Source organism: Leptospira kemamanensis (genome assembly GCF_004769665.1).
Lineage (GTDB): Bacteria > Spirochaetota > Leptospiria > Leptospirales > Leptospiraceae > Leptospira_A > Leptospira_A kemamanensis.
This window is the reverse complement of the sequence record NZ_RQGG01000006.1, coordinates 38,126-54,412: the sequence shown is the minus strand read 5'-3', so window position 1 is coordinate 54,412 and position 16,287 is coordinate 38,126. Positions and strand designations below refer to the sequence as shown.

Below are 16,287 nucleotides of genomic sequence, written 5' to 3'. Positions count from 1 at the left end.
TAAAATCGATTTCTTTTTTGGGGGATACATAACTTCCAACAAATGGAAAAAAAACAAATAATCTTTCCTGATTTGTTTCATTTTTCGAATAATATAAAGGTCCCATCCAATATTCGTGAGAACTAGACCTGAAATTTTGATAGTATAAAAGTAACGGCAAAAATAAATAATTTTCTTTTGCATAATAAAACAGAGGTGTAAACGATACTTCTTCCAATCCTCTTCTTTCACTTGTTTCAAAGTGGAACAAAGTCAGAAGTCTGGTATATTTGTATGTTTTTTCACCTAACTCTTCTTTGTGATGATAGTATACGAGTGGTAAAACAGGGAATCCAAACGTATTTTCTTTTTCCTTTTGTTTGTGATAGAAAAATGGAATTGTCACCAAATACGAGCTATTTTGTGTATTTCCCCAAAACACAAATGGGTAAAATGATTTATCTACAGCATCGTTTTCTTTTGTGACATTGAAGTTTACGATCCGTTTGTATTCACGATTGTCTTTTTTACTTTGAATATGATTATAAAAAGGAAAAAACGTTTTTGATTTGGATAATGGATAGTTGTAGTATCGATAAACTCCTAAGGCACGAACAGAATAATGATCTTTCCAATCTTCAATATCATAAAAAATATTACTCGCTTTGAATTTTGCACTTCGTTCGCTTCCATAAATTTTTATTTCTTGCTCTTCCTCCAAATCGTCCCATGTTTTTGAAACAAGGGGAGTGGTCGAAAACAAAAAACTAAATAAGATAAAACTTGGTATGGAATATTTCATACGATATTAGGTTCAATTCGTACAAGAATTATTTCTTTCCTTTCATTGGTAAAGAAATTATCTTTTTATTAGTTTTGGGTAAATATTCTGTAAAAGAAACCGACTTTGGGTTTGAACTAGAGGAAACGTAAGTAAAATCCATTTGAGATAATAAAATTGGTTTGGACGATGGATACATTTGACCAATTTGTTTTTTACCTTCTCGATCATATAATGGGATTACGGTTTTAGAGATAGAACGGTAAGGCAAATAAGTTGCTATCGTTTTTAATCGATTTTTCTCGTCATAAAGATAGTCATTGTATGCCAGGACAATTTCTTCGTTTGAAATAATCACACCTTCTAAAATATCTTCCGTAAATTCATAAGTACCTTTTCCCAGTCCTACGATAAAAGCAGTTCCCGTAGATGCAACATAGGCAATTCCAAATGCTGCCAAAGAGACAACACTTGCCGAAGCATAAACTGGCATATAAACAGGAGAATTGTCAGCAGCTCTGCGAATATCATAAGCCATGTTATAATGGTGCCAAAAACGAAAATGTTTCGAAGTACTTACGGTATAATAAATGGGATAATGAAAATATTCCTCTGGTTTCAAATTCATAGATTTGTCTTCCACTAAAATGGCGATACTTCTCAGGATTTTTTTCCCAACTTTATCTCTAAGTATTACATAATAAATGGAACCTTCTTTCGTGGGACGAGTTGATTCTTTTACGATAGGTTGTAGATATTCGTTTGAATCCAATGTTTCCGAATAAATTGGTTCTCCTGGCGACTCACTTAGATGTTGTTTGGGAAAGGAGGATTCTTTCGTCGAACAGAAGTGTAAAGACAAGGAAGTTAGCGCTAATAAAATTTGAGATTTCAACATTCGAAATCGAATGTAACCCATTTCCTCAATCCAGAACAATCAAATTTTACTGATTCTAAAACCATTCTAGGCAACACACAATTTGCAAACATTGCCTTGGCGACTGGAGCTGATTATGTTCGACTGGAAACAAATGCGGAGATAAATCAATCTATCGCTTTGGCTTTCGACTTGGCAAAACAAGGGAAACCTGTTCTATTGGATGTAAATATCGACTATAGTAAAAAGACCAGATTTACAAAAGGTATCGTAGGAACGAATCTGCAAAGATTACCATTCCAAGCCAAAGTAAGAATGATCTCTCGTGCTTTAGTTAGAAAAATGACAGGATAACTATTTTTGCGAATCGTATTAGCACCAATGGAAGGACTTCTTGACTTTCGATTGCGTGAGATTTTAACTCAGGTTGGTGGTTATGATGAATGTGTTAGCGAATTCATCAGAGTGAATGATACGTTATTACCTGCTCATCGATATTATCGAGTGGTTCCAGAACTCAAAACTGCATCAAAAACAAATTCTAATATTCCGGTGAAGGTTCAAATTCTTGGTTCTGATCCAAATTGTATGGCAGAGAACGCAAGTATGGCAGCGTCTCTCGGTGCTTATGGTATTGATATCAACTTTGGTTGCCCTGCTCCTACAGTGAATCGCAATCGAGGAGGAGCTGCTCTTCTCAAAGAACCCGAATTGATGTTTCAGATCGTGAAAGCTGTACGAAATTCTGTTCCGAAAGAAATTCCTGTCACTGCAAAGATGCGACTTGGTTTTGACTCCACCGAACAGACGCTCGACTGTGCCAAAGCTTTGGAAGAAGGTGGAGCAAAGGAAATTGTAGTTCATGCTCGTACCAAAACAGATGGTTATAAACCTCCTGCGTATTGGGAGTGGATTTCCAAAATCAAATCAACTTTAAACATCAATGTCATTGCCAATGGGGAAATTTGGACGATAGAAGATGCTTTCCGTTGCCAAAAAATCTCCGATTGCCAAGACTTGATGATTGGTCGCGGAGCAGTCAGTAATCCAGCATTAGCACTTATGATCAAAGGAATCCTTCAGGATCGATTCGAGTGGATTGAAATCAAAAAAATATTAATGACTTACTGGATCACGATGACTGAGGGAATGGACGGTGTGAGCAAAACAGGAAGAATCAAACAATTGTTACAATATCTATCAAGGGAATATGAAGAAGCAAAATTAGATTTTCATCGGATCAAACAAATATCCAATCCGAAAGAATTGGAAACTCTTTACTTTTCCGAATTCTATTCGCTCATAAATTCATAGAAATTTAAATTAGACAATAATACCAAGGAATCATTATGTTTGAATCATTTTCCAATTCAGAAATTTTATCAGGTATGATCACACCTGCTGTTTTTGTTTCCGCATGTGCGAGTTTGATTTTTTCTACAGCCAATCGCCTAGGCAGAATATTTGATCGAGTCAATCTTTTGAAATCAGAAGTGGAAATGATTTTAGATGGCAAAAAGAATTTTCAAAACGAACGTTTAGTGTATATGCGCCATCAACTTGCTGTACAAAAAAAACGAGCAGTCCTCATCCAAAGGTCAATGGCGTTTTTATATTTGGCAACTTCCTTATTCATCATCTCTAGTTTATCTTTTGCATTTACTTTAGCATTTGCCAAAGACCAAACTTGGTTACCTACAATGGTTGCCATCATTGGAGGAATTTGCCTTTTCATTGCCAGTGCACTTCTGATTTACGAAAGTAGATACAACCTAACATTCATTAACAGCCAAATTGAATTTACAGAATTTTTGGAAAGAAAAGTGCAAGAGAAATAAAAACTAAAATCCCTTTCTGAAATTAATGCTCAAATGAAAAATTCGTTTTTCCATTAGGGCGCCTCGCATCCCTACGATCACATCCCAATTTTTGAATACCGACCGCGTTATCCGCTCCAATCTTTCGCTAGTAGCGAAAGGATTTCCGCTACTACCGCTGGCGCATGGATTTCCTTTTGGATCCCACAAACCTTTGGCCACACATACCCATTTGGGGACAATTTTCATTTCCTCTTTGCCGCACCAGGGATCCGCAGGGCTTGGTCCTCGGAAGGCATGGCCGACGAGGACGGGAGCGAATGCGGACCCCGGAGTGAGCCCGCCTGGGTGCCCAAACGACTGAACTACGAACTTTTTGAAAAGAAAAACCGTGATTTTGGGATTGGGCGTGCCAAAGAATGCAGGATGTGGTAAAGCGAACACATTGGGCGGCGGGTCTAGTTCCCCACCCTCAGATCGGGCGGGGAAAGTGTACTCCGCGCCACCCCCCACCGCCCCTCTTTTGTAACAAATCTGACAAAAAAAAACGATTTTCCTGTCACCTCACCTTTCTAGAACGGTAAGTAAAAATTAGATTCGGAAATTCCTTCATGAGAGAAATCAAAACTGTCACGATTTTAGGTGCCAACGGAGCCATGGGTTCTGGAAGTGCGGGCGTCATTGCTGCCTTCGGTGGTGCTAAAGTCCATATGCTCGCTAGAGATGTTGAAAAAGCAAAACAGGGTATCGAAGCCGCTGTCGCATCCGTCAAAACGGATACAATTCGCGCAAGAATGATCCCTGGTTCCTACGATGCGGATCTGGAAAAAGCTGTCGCAGAGTCAGATTGGGTATTCGAACTCGTGGCGGAAAGTTACGAAGTCAAAGAACCGATCAACACTCGTATCGCAAAAGCGCGCCGTCCAGGAACCATCGTTTCCACTGTGTCTTCTGGTCTTTCTATCGGTCGTTTGGCAAAAGCTTACGATGAAGATGGTCAAAAACACTACTACGGAACACATTTTTTTAACCCTCCTTATAAAATGATCCTTTGTGAACTCGTCACTCACTCAGGAAATGATAAAAAAGTAACACAAGCGTTAGGTGAATACTTAGAAAAAGTTTTAGGTCGTGCTGTAGTGTATACAAACGACACTCCTGCATTCGCTGGAAACCGCATTGGATTTCAGTTGATGAACGAAGTGGCTCACTTTGCAGAAAAGTATGCTGACAAAGGTGGAATTGCTCTTATGGACGAAATCATGTCTGGTTACACTGGACGTGCGATGGGCCCACTAGCAACTGCTGACTTCGTAGGACTTGATGTTCACAAAGCCATCGTAGACAATATCTACGACAACACTAAAGACGAAGCTCACGAAACATTCAAACTTCCTGGTTACTTCCAAAAGTTAATCGATGCAGGCAAACTTGGTATGAAATCTGGTGGTGGTCTCACAAAAGTTGTGAAACACGCTGACGGAAAACGCGAGAAGTTTGTTTACAACATCAAAACTGGTGAGTACGATCCGTACCCTAAATTTGATATTTCTTTTATCAAAGAAGCTCGCCAAAAAATCAAAGAATCCGATTACAAGGGCGCAATGGACGTTGTGAAAAAAGCATCTGGTTTCGAAGCAGAAATCGCACGTTACTTCATTTCACGTTACATCAGTTATTCGCTCTCTCTCGTGGGAGAAGTAGTGGATACAAAAGAAAATACGGACGGAGCGATGGGGTTTGGTTTTAACTGGGTTCCTGCTTCTGCTTTTGTTGATTTCCTTGGTGGACCAAAAGAAACAATTAAGATGATGGATGCTTCCAAAATTCCAGTTCCAAAACTTTTAAAAGATGCCAAAGAAGGCAAAAAGTTTTACGAACTCGGCGACAAACTGGACGCAAGGTCTCTTTTCAAAGGTTAATTAGGAGTATCATATGAGTGAAAAAGTATTCGTATTAGGCGGAGAACAAACCGACTTCCAAAGAAACTGGACAAAAGAAGGAAAAACCTTCATGTCCATGATGCGTGAAGTATTAGATGATGCTCTTGAAAAAGTGGGCATTAGTTATGATGAAATCAAACGATTGAACAAAGAAAACCGTGTTGCGGTGTTTGTTGGAAACTTTGATGCAGAACAGTATGCAAACCAAGGACATTTGGGTGCTTTTTTAACAGAAGTAAACCCTGCTCTTTTTGGAGTTCCTGGTGCTCGTTACGAAGCAGCTTGTGCTTCTGGATCAGTTGCTCTTGATGCTGCGATCACACATATCCGTGCTGAAGATTACGATCTAGCGATTGTACTTGGTGTGGAAGTGATGAAAACTGTTTCTTCTTCTGTGGGAGGTGACTTCCTAGGAACTGCTGCATACTACGATAAAGAAGCGAAGGGAGTTCAATTTCCTTTCCCAAAACTTTTCGGAAAACTAGCAGATGTGATCCTCGAACGTTACGAATTGAAAGAAGAACGTTTTATGGATGCTCTTGCTGAGATTTCACGTATCAACTACGCAAACGCAAAACGAAACCCTAAAGCACAAACTCGTACATGGTTCATGAACAAAGAACATGCGATGGCTCGTGGTGGTGCAAACAATATGGCTGTGGGTGGAAGACTTTGTATCACTGACTGTTCTCAAGTAACAGACGGTGCTGCTGTCACTATCCTTGCTTCTAAAGATTACACGAAAGAATACGCTAAAAAAACTGGTCGTAAAATTGATGACATCCCTCGCGTGAAGGGTTGGGGCCACCGTGTAGCACCAATTACATTTGAAGCAAAAAAACAAGAATCCGTTGGGGACAAATACATCCTTCCATGGACTCGCCAAACTGTAAAAGATGCTTACAAACGTGCTGACCTTGATGTAAAAAACATTGATGTGTTCGAAACACATGACTGTTTTACTTCTTCTGAGTATGCTGCGATTTCTGCTTTTGGAATCTCAGAACCAGGAAAAGAACACATTGCGATCGAAGAAGGAACGATTGACTTCGGTGGTAAAAAACCAATCAATCCATCCGGTGGACTCATCGGTGTGGGTCACCCAGTGGGTGCGTCTGGTGTTCGTATGATGCTCGACCTTTACAAACAAGTCACAAACACTGCTGGGGACTACCAAGTAAAAGGAGCTAAGAACGGTCTTATGCTCAACATTGGTGGATCGGCTACGACGAACTTCGTGTTCATCTTAGGAAAGTAATCCAGTGAATTCGCTGAATACAGAAAAATGGAATCGGATTTTAGTCCGGTTCCTCCTTGCCTTTTCGTTTTGGGAAGCAGTTTCCATCCCTCTTCGTATGTTGTTTTTTGCAAAGTTCTACTTTGATCCAACACTGAAATCGATGTTTGTTCCCATAACCGATGTTTTTTGGCTAGGACCTGTGTTCAGCGATTTGTTGTTCACACTATCCTTTGGATTTTTATATGCACTGATGAAAGAATCACTGCCACAAGGACTTGTGGGTGGATTTCTCGTGGGAATCTTAGTATCCATCATCGGGTTTGTATCACCCATGTTATGGACTTTGTCTCTCACAAACTTTGCCCCTACACAACTCGTTTGGGTTTGGGTTGCGTATTATTCCCTCTTCACAGTTTCTACAGCTGTCATTTATTCAGTCGGTTGGAACGCAGAAGACTAATTGGATCATTTCGATCTTTCAAAATAGATGAGGACAAACAAACCTTAATTTAATCGAATACAAACTGAATGTTGTATCCATGAACCCAAAGGCAACTTTGGGTTTTTTATTTATTAAAACTGAAATCGGAAGGCAACCGAATCTAGCCGGTCTGCTACTTTTTCTAAATTAGTAATAGACGCCTCGATGGCAGCGACCGTCTGCTTTTGTTCGTTGGCAGCTGCTGATAATTCTTCCACAATCGTAGATGTATGGGTCAATTGATTTTGGATGTTTTCCATATTTCGTAACACCAAGGAAGATTTTTCCTGTGTGCCTTCGGTAGAACCACTGATCTTTTCCGAACTTGCTTTTGTGCCTTCTGAGTTTGTTAAGATTTTTTCCATCTCGGCTTGGACCGTTTCAAATTCATTTGATCCCAATTTTACTTCTGTTAAACCTTCTTCAATATCGGTAACGGTTTGTAAGATTTTGGAAGTAAGTTCACTGATAAATACAGAAATCTCTTTGGCAGATTTTTTGGATTGTTCTGCAAGAAGTCCAACTTCACCCGCAACAACAGCAAATCCTTTTCCTGCATCGCCTGCTCTTGCTGATTCAATGGATGCGTTTAAAGAAAGTAAATTGGTTTTTTCAGAGATGGCGGCGATGGTTTCTGTGATTTTACGAATGGCTTTTGTTTTTTCTCCCAAATCTTTGATGGATTCTGAAGTTTTAAAAATTTGATTTTTGGCTTTAAAAAACTGTGCCATGGCATTGTCTGAACGGTTTTTCCCTTCCATGGCAATTTGATGAGCAAGAGTTGATTCTAATTTGACTGCTTGAGATTCAGATCGTATACTTAAGATTAGGTGGTTAAGAGCGTCCATTTGGTGAAAAATACTTTCAGAACTTTCACGTGTCACATTACTAGAATCTGCAAGGGAATGCATCGCAAGAGACAATTCATTAAAAGCAACATGGATATGTTCCACAGCTTTTGTGAGTCCCTTAATTTGGGTTTTCACAATTTCAGCATTTCCGATGAGTTGAGAAATCATTCCACGAAATTCAAACTGTGTTTTTTGGATCAGTTGTAAAACTTCAGCGTAATCTCCGCCATTCTCCAATTGAACATCAAACTTCAAATGTCCTTGGTATAAGTTCTTTAAATATTTTATGACTAGTAAAAAGGAATGGCGATTCTTTCTAATTTTCCAAAACCCAAACATCGTTGTCGCAGAAAAAAGTAAAAAACCAAATCCAAAAACAAAAACCTTGGAAGACAAACCAAAATCGATCACACTCAAACAAGTAAAAAGAATTAATGTAATGAGGCTAACAAATGTTTGTATTAAATATATACTTTGAGAAGATAAACCTGATAAAAACTTAGGTTGGAGAGAACCAGACCATTTCCCCGAATTCATTTTTGCATATAGGATTTCTGCGTTTTGGATCTGTTCCTTTGATGCTTTTGTGCGAACCGACATGTAACCGATATGTTTTCCATCTTCATAAATGGGTGATACATTGGCATCAACCCAATAATAGTCCCCATTTTTGCATCGATTTTTGACAAGACCTACCCATGAATTTTGTTTTTTGACTGTTTCCCAAAGGTCACGAAAGGCTTCCCGTGGCATCTCTGGGTGGCGGATTAAATTGTGTGGTTGCCCAATCAGTTCTTCCTGCGTAAATCCACTAATTTTCAAGAAGTCTTCATTAACATACGTGATGATCCCTTTTAAGTCAGTTTTGGAAGTGATTTTGGTTCCTTCTTGGAATTCCACTTCATGATTGGTGATGGGCAAATTCTTACGCATGCGAAATTGGTACCGATATTAGGGAGATGAAAGAAAGTATTTAGGGTAAGCCCGTAAGATGCAAGCAAAATAGAATTGAATTCAAAACGATTCACATTCTATGACTTGACATTTGTTCGTTTCTCTTAAAATCACCTACGATATTTCAAAATCTTCATGTTTAAAACTATATTTTTACCACTTACCATTCGCTTAGAAGCATTTACTCATTTAGTTCCAGTTCCTTTTGCGATTTATTTGGCTTCTATTACGCAAGAGTATAGTGCCAGCGAATGGCTGTTATTCCTTTTGATTTGCGTCACGAGTGGTACTCTTATGGTACTTGGTGGATGTTTGTGGCGTTATCTTATTTTAAAAAAAATATCCCTTCAATTTGAAATCTTACAAACTGAAAAAACGAGAGATTCTTATTCGATTGGTTCCAAAGCGAAAGCAAAAGAACTAAAACTATTTTTATACCGTTATCCTTTTTACGAAGGATTCATTATCATATTACGTTGGATCGTTGGTGTTGGACTCATATTTTCAGTGACACCGATCTTTGATTTGTATCGACCAACCTTATGGACAACTTTCATTTTATATATGATCATGATTCCACCGATTTCATTTGTAGCGTATTATTTTATAACGGAAAATGCATTTCGAAATTTATTCAAACTTCCTTTGATCCGTCCGATCGCCATCGAACCAAACGAAATTCCCAAATTTGATTACTTCAAACGGATCCTGATCTCCTTTTTTGCATTGGCGGCTTTACCTGTCACTGTTTTGGGATATATGTTAATTTCGAGTGCCAATGGAAATTTAAATGTACAAAATCCTTCCTTACAAGTTGCCATCATCGGAATCATTTTTATTTTCCCACTCGTGTTTGTTGCTTACTTAGTAGCAAAGGCCGTTAGACAAGGATTAAGCGAAACGAGTCATATTTTAGACGAATTGTCCAAAGGAAATTTTTCAGTCGTGTCAATGCCCTCTTCTGGTGATGATTTTGGTCAACAGTCCTTTCATCTCAATCGAGTGATCCAACAACTCAATACCATGTATACTGAGATTTTTACACTCAATGTTGGTTTAGAAAGTAAAGTGAAAGAAAGAACTTTGGAGCTAGAAAACTCATTAGAGGAAGTAAATAAACTCAAATTCCAACAAGATGGCGATTATTTTTTAACACACTTACTCCTCAAACCACTTGGGAAAAACCAAGTGAATAGTGACATTATATCCATTGATTTTTTCTTAAAACAAAAAAAGAAATTTGATTTCAAAGGAAAAGAATATGAAATCGGTGGGGATTTAAACATCGCTCATAATGTAGTTTTACAAGGGAAAAAATTCTCTGTTTTTGTGAATTCTGATGCCATGGGAAAATCCATGCAAGGAGCTGGTGGTGCACTCGTGTTAGGTGCCGTATTCCAATCCATCATCGAACGTACCAACTTATCTTCCAATACTTACAACCAATCCCCGGAACGATGGCTAAAAAATGCCTTCATCGAAATGCACAAAATCTTTGAAGGTTTTGACGGAAGTATGCTCGTTTCCCTTGTAATTGGCCTGATCGAAGAATCTACTGGATTTTTATACTTTATCAATGCCGAACACCCTTGGCTCATTTTATACCGCGATGACAAAGCAAGTTTTATAGAAAACGAATTGAGTTATCGTAAACTTGGAACCAAAGGTTTAAACACAGGAATTTTTATCAAAACATTCCGATTGTTACCAGGAGATATTATCATCAGTGGATCGGATGGTCGTGACGATTTATTATTATTCAGCGAACAAAGTGAGTCCAACCATAGACAAATTAACCAAGACGAAAATTTAATTTTGTCCTACGTAGAACAAGGAAAAGGTGAATTAGAAACGATTTTTCAAGTTCTTACGAAAAATGGAGAAATCACAGACGATTTATCGCTCATTCGTGTGTTTTACAAAGGACTGGAAAACCAAATTCCAAACAGCGATTTTTCCAAATCCTATCAAACAGCCAAAAAACTAGTGGAAGTGGGCAATATCGATGCAGCGATTGATTCACTTCAAAAACAAATTCTAAGCCAACCCATCACCAACAAACGATTTCACAAATTATTGGCCAAACTCCATTTCAAAAGAAAAGAATATTCTATAGCAATTGAACACGCACAAGTGTATTTGGAAAGCCATCCATATGACATTGGTTTTATGGAACTAGGTTCTATTTTATTACGTAAAGCAGGCAAACTCGATCAAGCCATAGAAATTTCAGAACGCATTCGACTACGGGAACCAAAAGCGACTAAAAACACTTTTCATCTCATCAGGTTGTATTTGGAAAAAGACAATGTGCAAAGAGCTAAAGAAATTCTTTCCGAAAGGGAAACGCTTTACCCAGAAGAACGGGAAAGAACGAAAAAATGGAAACAAATTCTGGTATTAAAATTTCCGAATCTCTTGCTTTAAAATAAATCCTATAGTATCGTTTTATGGAATCTTTTTGGGCACAGACATGAATCGAAAATCATTATTTTGGGATCTGACATTCAAACTAGAAGCATTTACCCATACTGTACCTGTGCCATTTGCCGTGTATTATGCCATCATCACCCAAAAGATGGAACCGAATCATTGGAAAATCTTTATCGCTTTATGTCTCGTATTTGCAACTGGAATTGGACTGCTTGGCACTTTCATTCGCCATCTACTGTTAAAGTATCTATTTGCCAAAATCGAACGAATGAAACTTCCAAACACTAGCAGCCCATCACTTTCTAACGAAGAATTGACCTATGCAAAATCAGTAAAAATTCTACTCTTTCGTTACCCCTTGGTCGAAGCGATTATCATCGTTATACGATGGTTATCTGGCGTGATACCCATTAGTTTGTTATTCTTTTATATAGTCGAATACACACCTTCTGTTGCCAGGTCTGCGATTTTTACCTTTGTAATGATCGCTCCCATTTCCTTTGTCACTTATTATTTTATTACGGAAAACTCTATCAGAAGTTTGTTTGACTTACCTCAATTCCAAAATGTGGAATTACAGGAAAAAGATATTCCCAAGTTCAATTATTTCACACGGATCCTTGTCGCCTTTTTTAGTTTGGCGGCACTACCTTTCGTGATTTTTTCCTATATTTTATATTCTTTGGCTACTGGTGAGATTGCTGTCGAGGATCCGATGATTCCCATTGTAACAGTTTCTTTTATCTTCATTATTCCACTTGTGGTTTGTTCTTACGTTGTTGCCAAATCAGTGAATGAAGGTTTAAATGAAACAAGTCGATCACTTGGTGAATTAGCTAAAGGAAATTTTAATGTAGTCGTAAATCCAAAATCAAGTGACGACTTCGCCAAACAAGCATTTTACCTAAATTCGGTGATTGGAACTTTAAAAAACATGTATCAGGAAATTCGTGACTTAAACGAAGGTCTCGAAGAAAAAGTCAATGTAAGAACAGATGAATTAAATCAATCCCTGCTTGATATCAGTAAATTAAAGGTGCAACAAGATGGAGATTATTTTCTCATTTATCAACTTTTGAATCCCTTTGTCATCAAAGACATCTCGAGTAAACAATTCCATGTAGATCATTTTCTCAGACAAAAAAAATCCTTCGAATACAAAAACAGAAAATATGAAATTGGTGGGGACATCAACATCTCTCATAGCATCCAACTAAAAGGACAGAAATACCTTTTATTTGTTAACGCGGACGCGATGGGTAAATCCATGCAAGGAGCAGGTGGGGCTCTCGTATTTGGATCTGTGTTTCAATCCATCGTACAAAGGACAAAAACTGATGCGAGATTTCAAAACCTAAATCCAGAAGAATGGCTTAAATCCATTTTTCAGGAACTCCAATTCATTTTTGAAACCTTTGATGGGACAATGCTCGTTTCCTTGAGTTTCGGTTTGATTGCAGAAGAAACAGGCAAACTTTACTTTTTGAATGCAGAACATCCAATGATCGTTTTGTTTCGCAAGGGAAAGGCGAACTATTTGTTTCCTACAGTCTCTTACCGAAAATTAGGAACCCTCGGAGCCAATTCTCCGAAGGAAGTGAACGAGTTCCAATTGTTACCTCAGGACGTGTTACTGATTGGTTCGGATGGCAAAGATGACCTTCTCTCCAAAAACCGGGATGGAGAATGGGAGGTTTTATCGGAAGACGAAAATTTCCTAGAAATTGTCGAGAAAACCAAAGGTAATTTAGAATCCATCATCCAAGAAATTGATTCCTTGGGCCAAGTGATCGATGATATTTCCATCATTCGAATCACTTACGATTCAAAATGAACAAAACTTGATTTGATTCAAAGCTTTGAATCCCTTCCTACCGAAAGACCAATTTATTTCCCAATTGTTTGGACAAAAACCGTCCAATACATGGAACAAGGAATGAACCAAACAAAACTTAAAACTCCCGTCAAAATGGGATACGGAATGGCTGAAACCGGTATAACAGCCGTTCAACTTTTCACTCAAATTTATCTTTTAAAATTCTACACAGAGATTGTTGGATTGAATTCTAGTTTAGCCGGGATTGCCCTTTCCATTTCCGTCATTTGGGATGCGATTAGTGATCCACTGATGGGTAGGATTTCCGACCATACGAGGTCCCGGTTTGGTCGCAGGCGTCCGTATATTTTCATCGGTGGCATTCTTTTATCATTGTCTGTGCTCTTACTTTTTTCCCCTCCAGAAATCGCTTCCCAATTAGGGAAGTTTGTTTACCTACTCAGTGTTTATCTTTTGGTAAACACAGCCATGACCATTATCTCCGTGCCTCATATCGCACTTGGTGGAGAACTGAGTTTTGAACGAAACGAACGCACAGCTGTTTTTGGTTGGAGATTGTTTTTTAGTAATATTGGGATGCTCATTGGAATGATTGTTCCAGCAGCAATCTTACAATCGCTAGGTGACGAAAGTGCAAAGGAAAATATCATCACATCGCGCACCATAGCGGGTGAAATTGTTTCCCTTGTGATTTTAGTTTCTTCTGTCATCACATTTTGGGTCACAAGAGGAAGGGATAACATCCAAACAGACAAATCCAAACAACTCCCTTTCTTTCAATCCTTTGGTTCTGTTTTTAAAAACAAAATGTTTCTCATTTTACTATTTGCCTTTGTCATCGCAACAATCGGTAGAACATTTAACTCGGCAATTGCACTGTATTATTATGAATACCGATTGGGTCTCAAAGAATCACAAGTGGTCATCAATATCCTTTTACCATTTTTTCTCGTACTCATGTTATCCATTGGATTTTGGGTATGGATCTCCAAAAAAATCGGGAGAAAAATCCCTGCATTTTTAGGAGTCTTTGGACTCGGTGTTCTTACCGTCATCGCCTATCCTTTGTTTCCCTATGGAGAACTAAGACCTCCACTCATCGCGGCATTTTTTGGTGGGATCTTTGCTGGTTCCATTTTGATTATGGACTCCATCTTAACAGACGTAGTGGACTATGACGAATTCAAAACTGGAGAAAAACGAGAAGGTCTCTATTTTGGAATTTGGAAAATGGGGGTTAAGTTTTCACAAGCCTTCGGAATTGCCATCACTGGTTTTTTACTCGATATCATTGGATTCCAAAATGGACTCATCACTCAGTCCCAAGAAGTTGGGTTTCGGCTTGCCATGATTTTTGGTCCAGGTGTAGGGTTTTTCTTTATCTTAGGTTCCCTAATCTTTTTGTTTTTCCCTTTGACAGATGCAAAACACATCCAAGTCCAAAGAATCCTAACAAAAAGAACCTTGAAAAACTTAATTTGATACGTAACAATTGAAGTCTATGAGACAAAATCGAAAGGTTCAATTATTTGCCTTTTTATGCATTTATTTCATCGTACCCTTCTCGGCTTGTTTTTTTACCTTAATTTTTGCAAACTACACGAGTACCGCATTTTTACCAGACAAGTTTTTGGTTTTGTTTGAAGCCACACGCACCACAAACGATTTCACCTTATTTGCGTTAACCTGGGGACCATTTCCGATCATCACAGCGATTTTATTATTTTATAGTACACCTGTTGCCAATTATCTTTTCAAAAAAGAGAAATGTAATTTTCTCTCAGAAGAAAAAGCAAGATACCGAATTGTTCATTCTCCAATGATCATCAGTTTGTTTGGATTTGTAGGATGGGAACTTTCTACGATTTTATCCGTCCTTCGCATTGATACTTTGTTTCCCGATGCACCTCCACAAAGTCTTTTAACTGTAACCATTTTGTTTGGCTTTTGGGGATTATTTGCGTTTGCATTTTCCTATGCCACTACCAACTATTTAAACAAAACTTTGATCATTCCCAATGTATTTCCTATGGGTGGACTTGGAAAGTATGCGAAAGGAAAACAATTTTCCATCGTTACCAAACAAATTATTTTTTGGACTGCCTCTACTTTATTTCCTATCATCTTACTTATATTTGGTCTTTTACAAAGAACCAATCAAAATTTGTTCCAATTACATACTCTCATTCACACAGATGTATTATTTGAAGTGATTGCCATTATGTTGTTTTTTTCCTTTTTGTTCTCTGTTACCTTTGCCATCAGTTTACAACATCCTCTTAACCAAATCGAATCGGCAACAGAACTCATCAAAGAACAAAAGTTTGATACAAGGGTCACCATTTTTAGTTCCGATGAACTTGGACTTTTAGGGGACGCAGTCAACGAAATGGCGGAAGGGCTTGCAGAACGAGAACGTATCAAAGATACCTTTGGTCGGATCGTTGATCCAAGAATCAGAGATTATCTTTTATCCAACGAACATAGCCTAGGTGGAAAAGTGGTTGATGCCACAATTCTTTTTTCTGACTTACGTGATTTTACCAAATTATCGGAAAAACGGACTCCAGAAGAAGTGTTATACATCCTCAATCGTTACTTCCAAGAAATGAGTAATGCCATCGAAATGCACGGTGGTTTTATCAATAAATTCATTGGAGATGCAATTCTCGCTGTATTCGGAACTCCCATTCCCATGGTCAATCATGCTGAAAAAGCTGTACACACTGCGCTCGAGATGCAAAAGAATTTAGATGAGTTAAACAAACAATTTTTAAACGAAGGTTTAACAGAACTCAAAATGGGAATTGGGATTCACACAGGAAGTTTACTAGTAGGAAATATTGGTTCCACGAACCGTATGGAGTTTACTGTAATTGGTGATACAGTCAATACAGCTTCCCGTGTCGAAGGATTGTGTAAAGGACTCCAAAAAAACCTTCTCATCACAGAAAATACGGCCAAGTCTTTACCAGAGAATATCAAATCACGTTTGTTGCCAGAAGGGGAATTTGAACTCAAAGGGAGAGAATCCAAAGAAACCGTCTTCTCTTATGTGATTACTTAAAAAAGAATCCGTAATAAAGGGTTGAAT

12 protein-coding genes and 1 pseudogene are annotated in these 16,287 nt (G+C 38.2%); 10 read left to right on the top strand and 3 right to left on the bottom strand.

Annotated features, from left to right (window positions below; genetic code table 11):
* Together EHQ59_RS01235 and EHQ59_RS01230 are read right to left on the bottom strand one after the other, a co-directional pair.
* Window positions 1–781 (bottom strand): annotated as a pseudogene (locus tag EHQ59_RS01235) (LA_1737 family protein); the annotation flags it as partial.
* Between the two features lie 28 nt (window positions 782–809).
* Window positions 810–1,658 carry a hypothetical protein gene (locus EHQ59_RS01230; RefSeq protein WP_244245312.1) on the bottom strand — a complete coding sequence of 283 codons (849 nt, stop codon included), beginning with the start codon at window positions 1,656–1,658 and terminating at the stop codon, window positions 810–812.
* Between EHQ59_RS01230 and EHQ59_RS01225 the strand changes: the two genes are divergently transcribed.
* The 6 genes from EHQ59_RS01225 to EHQ59_RS01200 all read left to right on the top strand — a co-directional run bounded on the left by EHQ59_RS01225 (window position 1,644) and on the right by EHQ59_RS01200 (window position 7,097).
* Window positions 1,644–1,991: a hypothetical protein gene (locus tag EHQ59_RS01225; protein ID WP_208652303.1), complete on the top strand. Its 348-nt coding sequence runs from the start codon at window positions 1,644–1,646 to the stop codon at window positions 1,989–1,991. The genes EHQ59_RS01230 and EHQ59_RS01225 overlap by 15 nt on opposite strands.
* A 6-nt stretch (window positions 1,992–1,997) precedes the next feature.
* A complete protein-coding gene (locus EHQ59_RS01220) occupies window positions 1,998–2,951 on the top strand; it encodes a tRNA dihydrouridine synthase (RefSeq protein ID WP_135617336.1) in 954 nt (317 codons plus the stop codon).
* Between the two features lie 35 nt (window positions 2,952–2,986).
* Window positions 2,987–3,475, top strand: coding sequence for a DUF2721 domain-containing protein (locus tag EHQ59_RS01215; protein ID WP_135617335.1), 489 nt, complete (start codon window positions 2,987–2,989; stop codon window positions 3,473–3,475).
* Between the two features lie 590 nt (window positions 3,476–4,065).
* Complete coding sequence (locus EHQ59_RS01210; RefSeq protein ID WP_135617334.1) at window positions 4,066–5,376, top strand: 3-hydroxyacyl-CoA dehydrogenase NAD-binding domain-containing protein; 1,311 nt, start codon at window positions 4,066–4,068, stop codon at window positions 5,374–5,376.
* A gap of 13 nt (window positions 5,377–5,389) precedes the next feature.
* Entirely contained in the window at window positions 5,390–6,655 is a 1,266-nt protein-coding gene (locus EHQ59_RS01205; RefSeq protein WP_015676506.1) for an acetyl-CoA acetyltransferase, read from the top strand.
* 4 nt (window positions 6,656–6,659) lie between these two features.
* Entirely contained in the window at window positions 6,660–7,097 is a 438-nt protein-coding gene (locus EHQ59_RS01200; RefSeq protein ID WP_135617333.1) for a hypothetical protein, read from the top strand.
* A 113-nt stretch (window positions 7,098–7,210) separates the two neighbouring features.
* Here the strand turns inward: EHQ59_RS01200 and EHQ59_RS01195 are convergent, their stop codons facing one another.
* Window positions 7,211–8,902: a methyl-accepting chemotaxis protein gene (locus tag EHQ59_RS01195; protein WP_135617332.1), complete on the bottom strand. Its 1,692-nt coding sequence runs from the start codon at window positions 8,900–8,902 to the stop codon at window positions 7,211–7,213.
* 156 nt (window positions 8,903–9,058) lie between these two features.
* Between EHQ59_RS01195 and EHQ59_RS01190 the strand changes: the two genes are divergently transcribed.
* The 4 genes from EHQ59_RS01190 to EHQ59_RS01175 all read left to right on the top strand — a co-directional run bounded on the left by EHQ59_RS01190 (window position 9,059) and on the right by EHQ59_RS01175 (window position 16,260).
* The gene (locus EHQ59_RS01190) at window positions 9,059–11,350 is read left to right on the top strand and encodes a SpoIIE family protein phosphatase (RefSeq protein WP_135617331.1); all 2,292 of its coding nucleotides are present in this window, start codon (window positions 9,059–9,061) and stop codon (window positions 11,348–11,350) included.
* Window positions 11,351–11,396: 46 nt separating this feature from the next.
* Window positions 11,397–13,190 carry a SpoIIE family protein phosphatase gene (locus EHQ59_RS01185; RefSeq protein WP_135617330.1) on the top strand — a complete coding sequence of 598 codons (1,794 nt, stop codon included), beginning with the start codon at window positions 11,397–11,399 and terminating at the stop codon, window positions 13,188–13,190.
* A 102-nt stretch (window positions 13,191–13,292) separates the two neighbouring features.
* A complete protein-coding gene (locus EHQ59_RS01180; RefSeq protein WP_135617329.1) occupies window positions 13,293–14,675 on the top strand; it encodes an MFS transporter in 1,383 nt (460 codons plus the stop codon).
* Window positions 14,676–14,694: 19 nt separating this feature from the next.
* Window positions 14,695–16,260 carry an adenylate/guanylate cyclase domain-containing protein gene (locus EHQ59_RS01175; RefSeq protein ID WP_135617328.1) on the top strand — a complete coding sequence of 522 codons (1,566 nt, stop codon included), beginning with the start codon at window positions 14,695–14,697 and terminating at the stop codon, window positions 16,258–16,260.
* Window positions 16,261–16,287 lie beyond the last annotated feature (27 nt).

Excerpts from the sequence above, each read along its gene's own strand:
- EHQ59_RS01185 (WP_135617330.1), top strand. The coding sequence starts at position 11,397 with ATGAATCGAAAATCATTATTTTGGGATCTGACATTCAAACTAGAAGCA.
- EHQ59_RS01195 (WP_135617332.1), bottom strand. The coding sequence starts at position 8,902 with ATGCGTAAGAATTTGCCCATCACCAATCATGAAGTGGAATTCCAAGAA.
- EHQ59_RS01205 (WP_015676506.1), top strand. The coding sequence starts at position 5,390 with ATGAGTGAAAAAGTATTCGTATTAGGCGGAGAACAAACCGACTTCCAA.
- EHQ59_RS01175 (WP_135617328.1), top strand. The coding sequence starts at position 14,695 with ATGAGACAAAATCGAAAGGTTCAATTATTTGCCTTTTTATGCATTTAT.
- EHQ59_RS01180 (WP_135617329.1), top strand. The coding sequence starts at position 13,293 with ATGAACCAAACAAAACTTAAAACTCCCGTCAAAATGGGATACGGAATG.
- EHQ59_RS01210 (WP_135617334.1), top strand. The coding sequence starts at position 4,066 with ATGAGAGAAATCAAAACTGTCACGATTTTAGGTGCCAACGGAGCCATG.
- EHQ59_RS01230 (WP_244245312.1), bottom strand. The coding sequence starts at position 1,658 with ATGTTGAAATCTCAAATTTTATTAGCGCTAACTTCCTTGTCTTTACAC.
- EHQ59_RS01215 (WP_135617335.1), top strand. The coding sequence starts at position 2,987 with ATGTTTGAATCATTTTCCAATTCAGAAATTTTATCAGGTATGATCACA.
- EHQ59_RS01190 (WP_135617331.1), top strand. The coding sequence starts at position 9,059 with ATGTTTAAAACTATATTTTTACCACTTACCATTCGCTTAGAAGCATTT.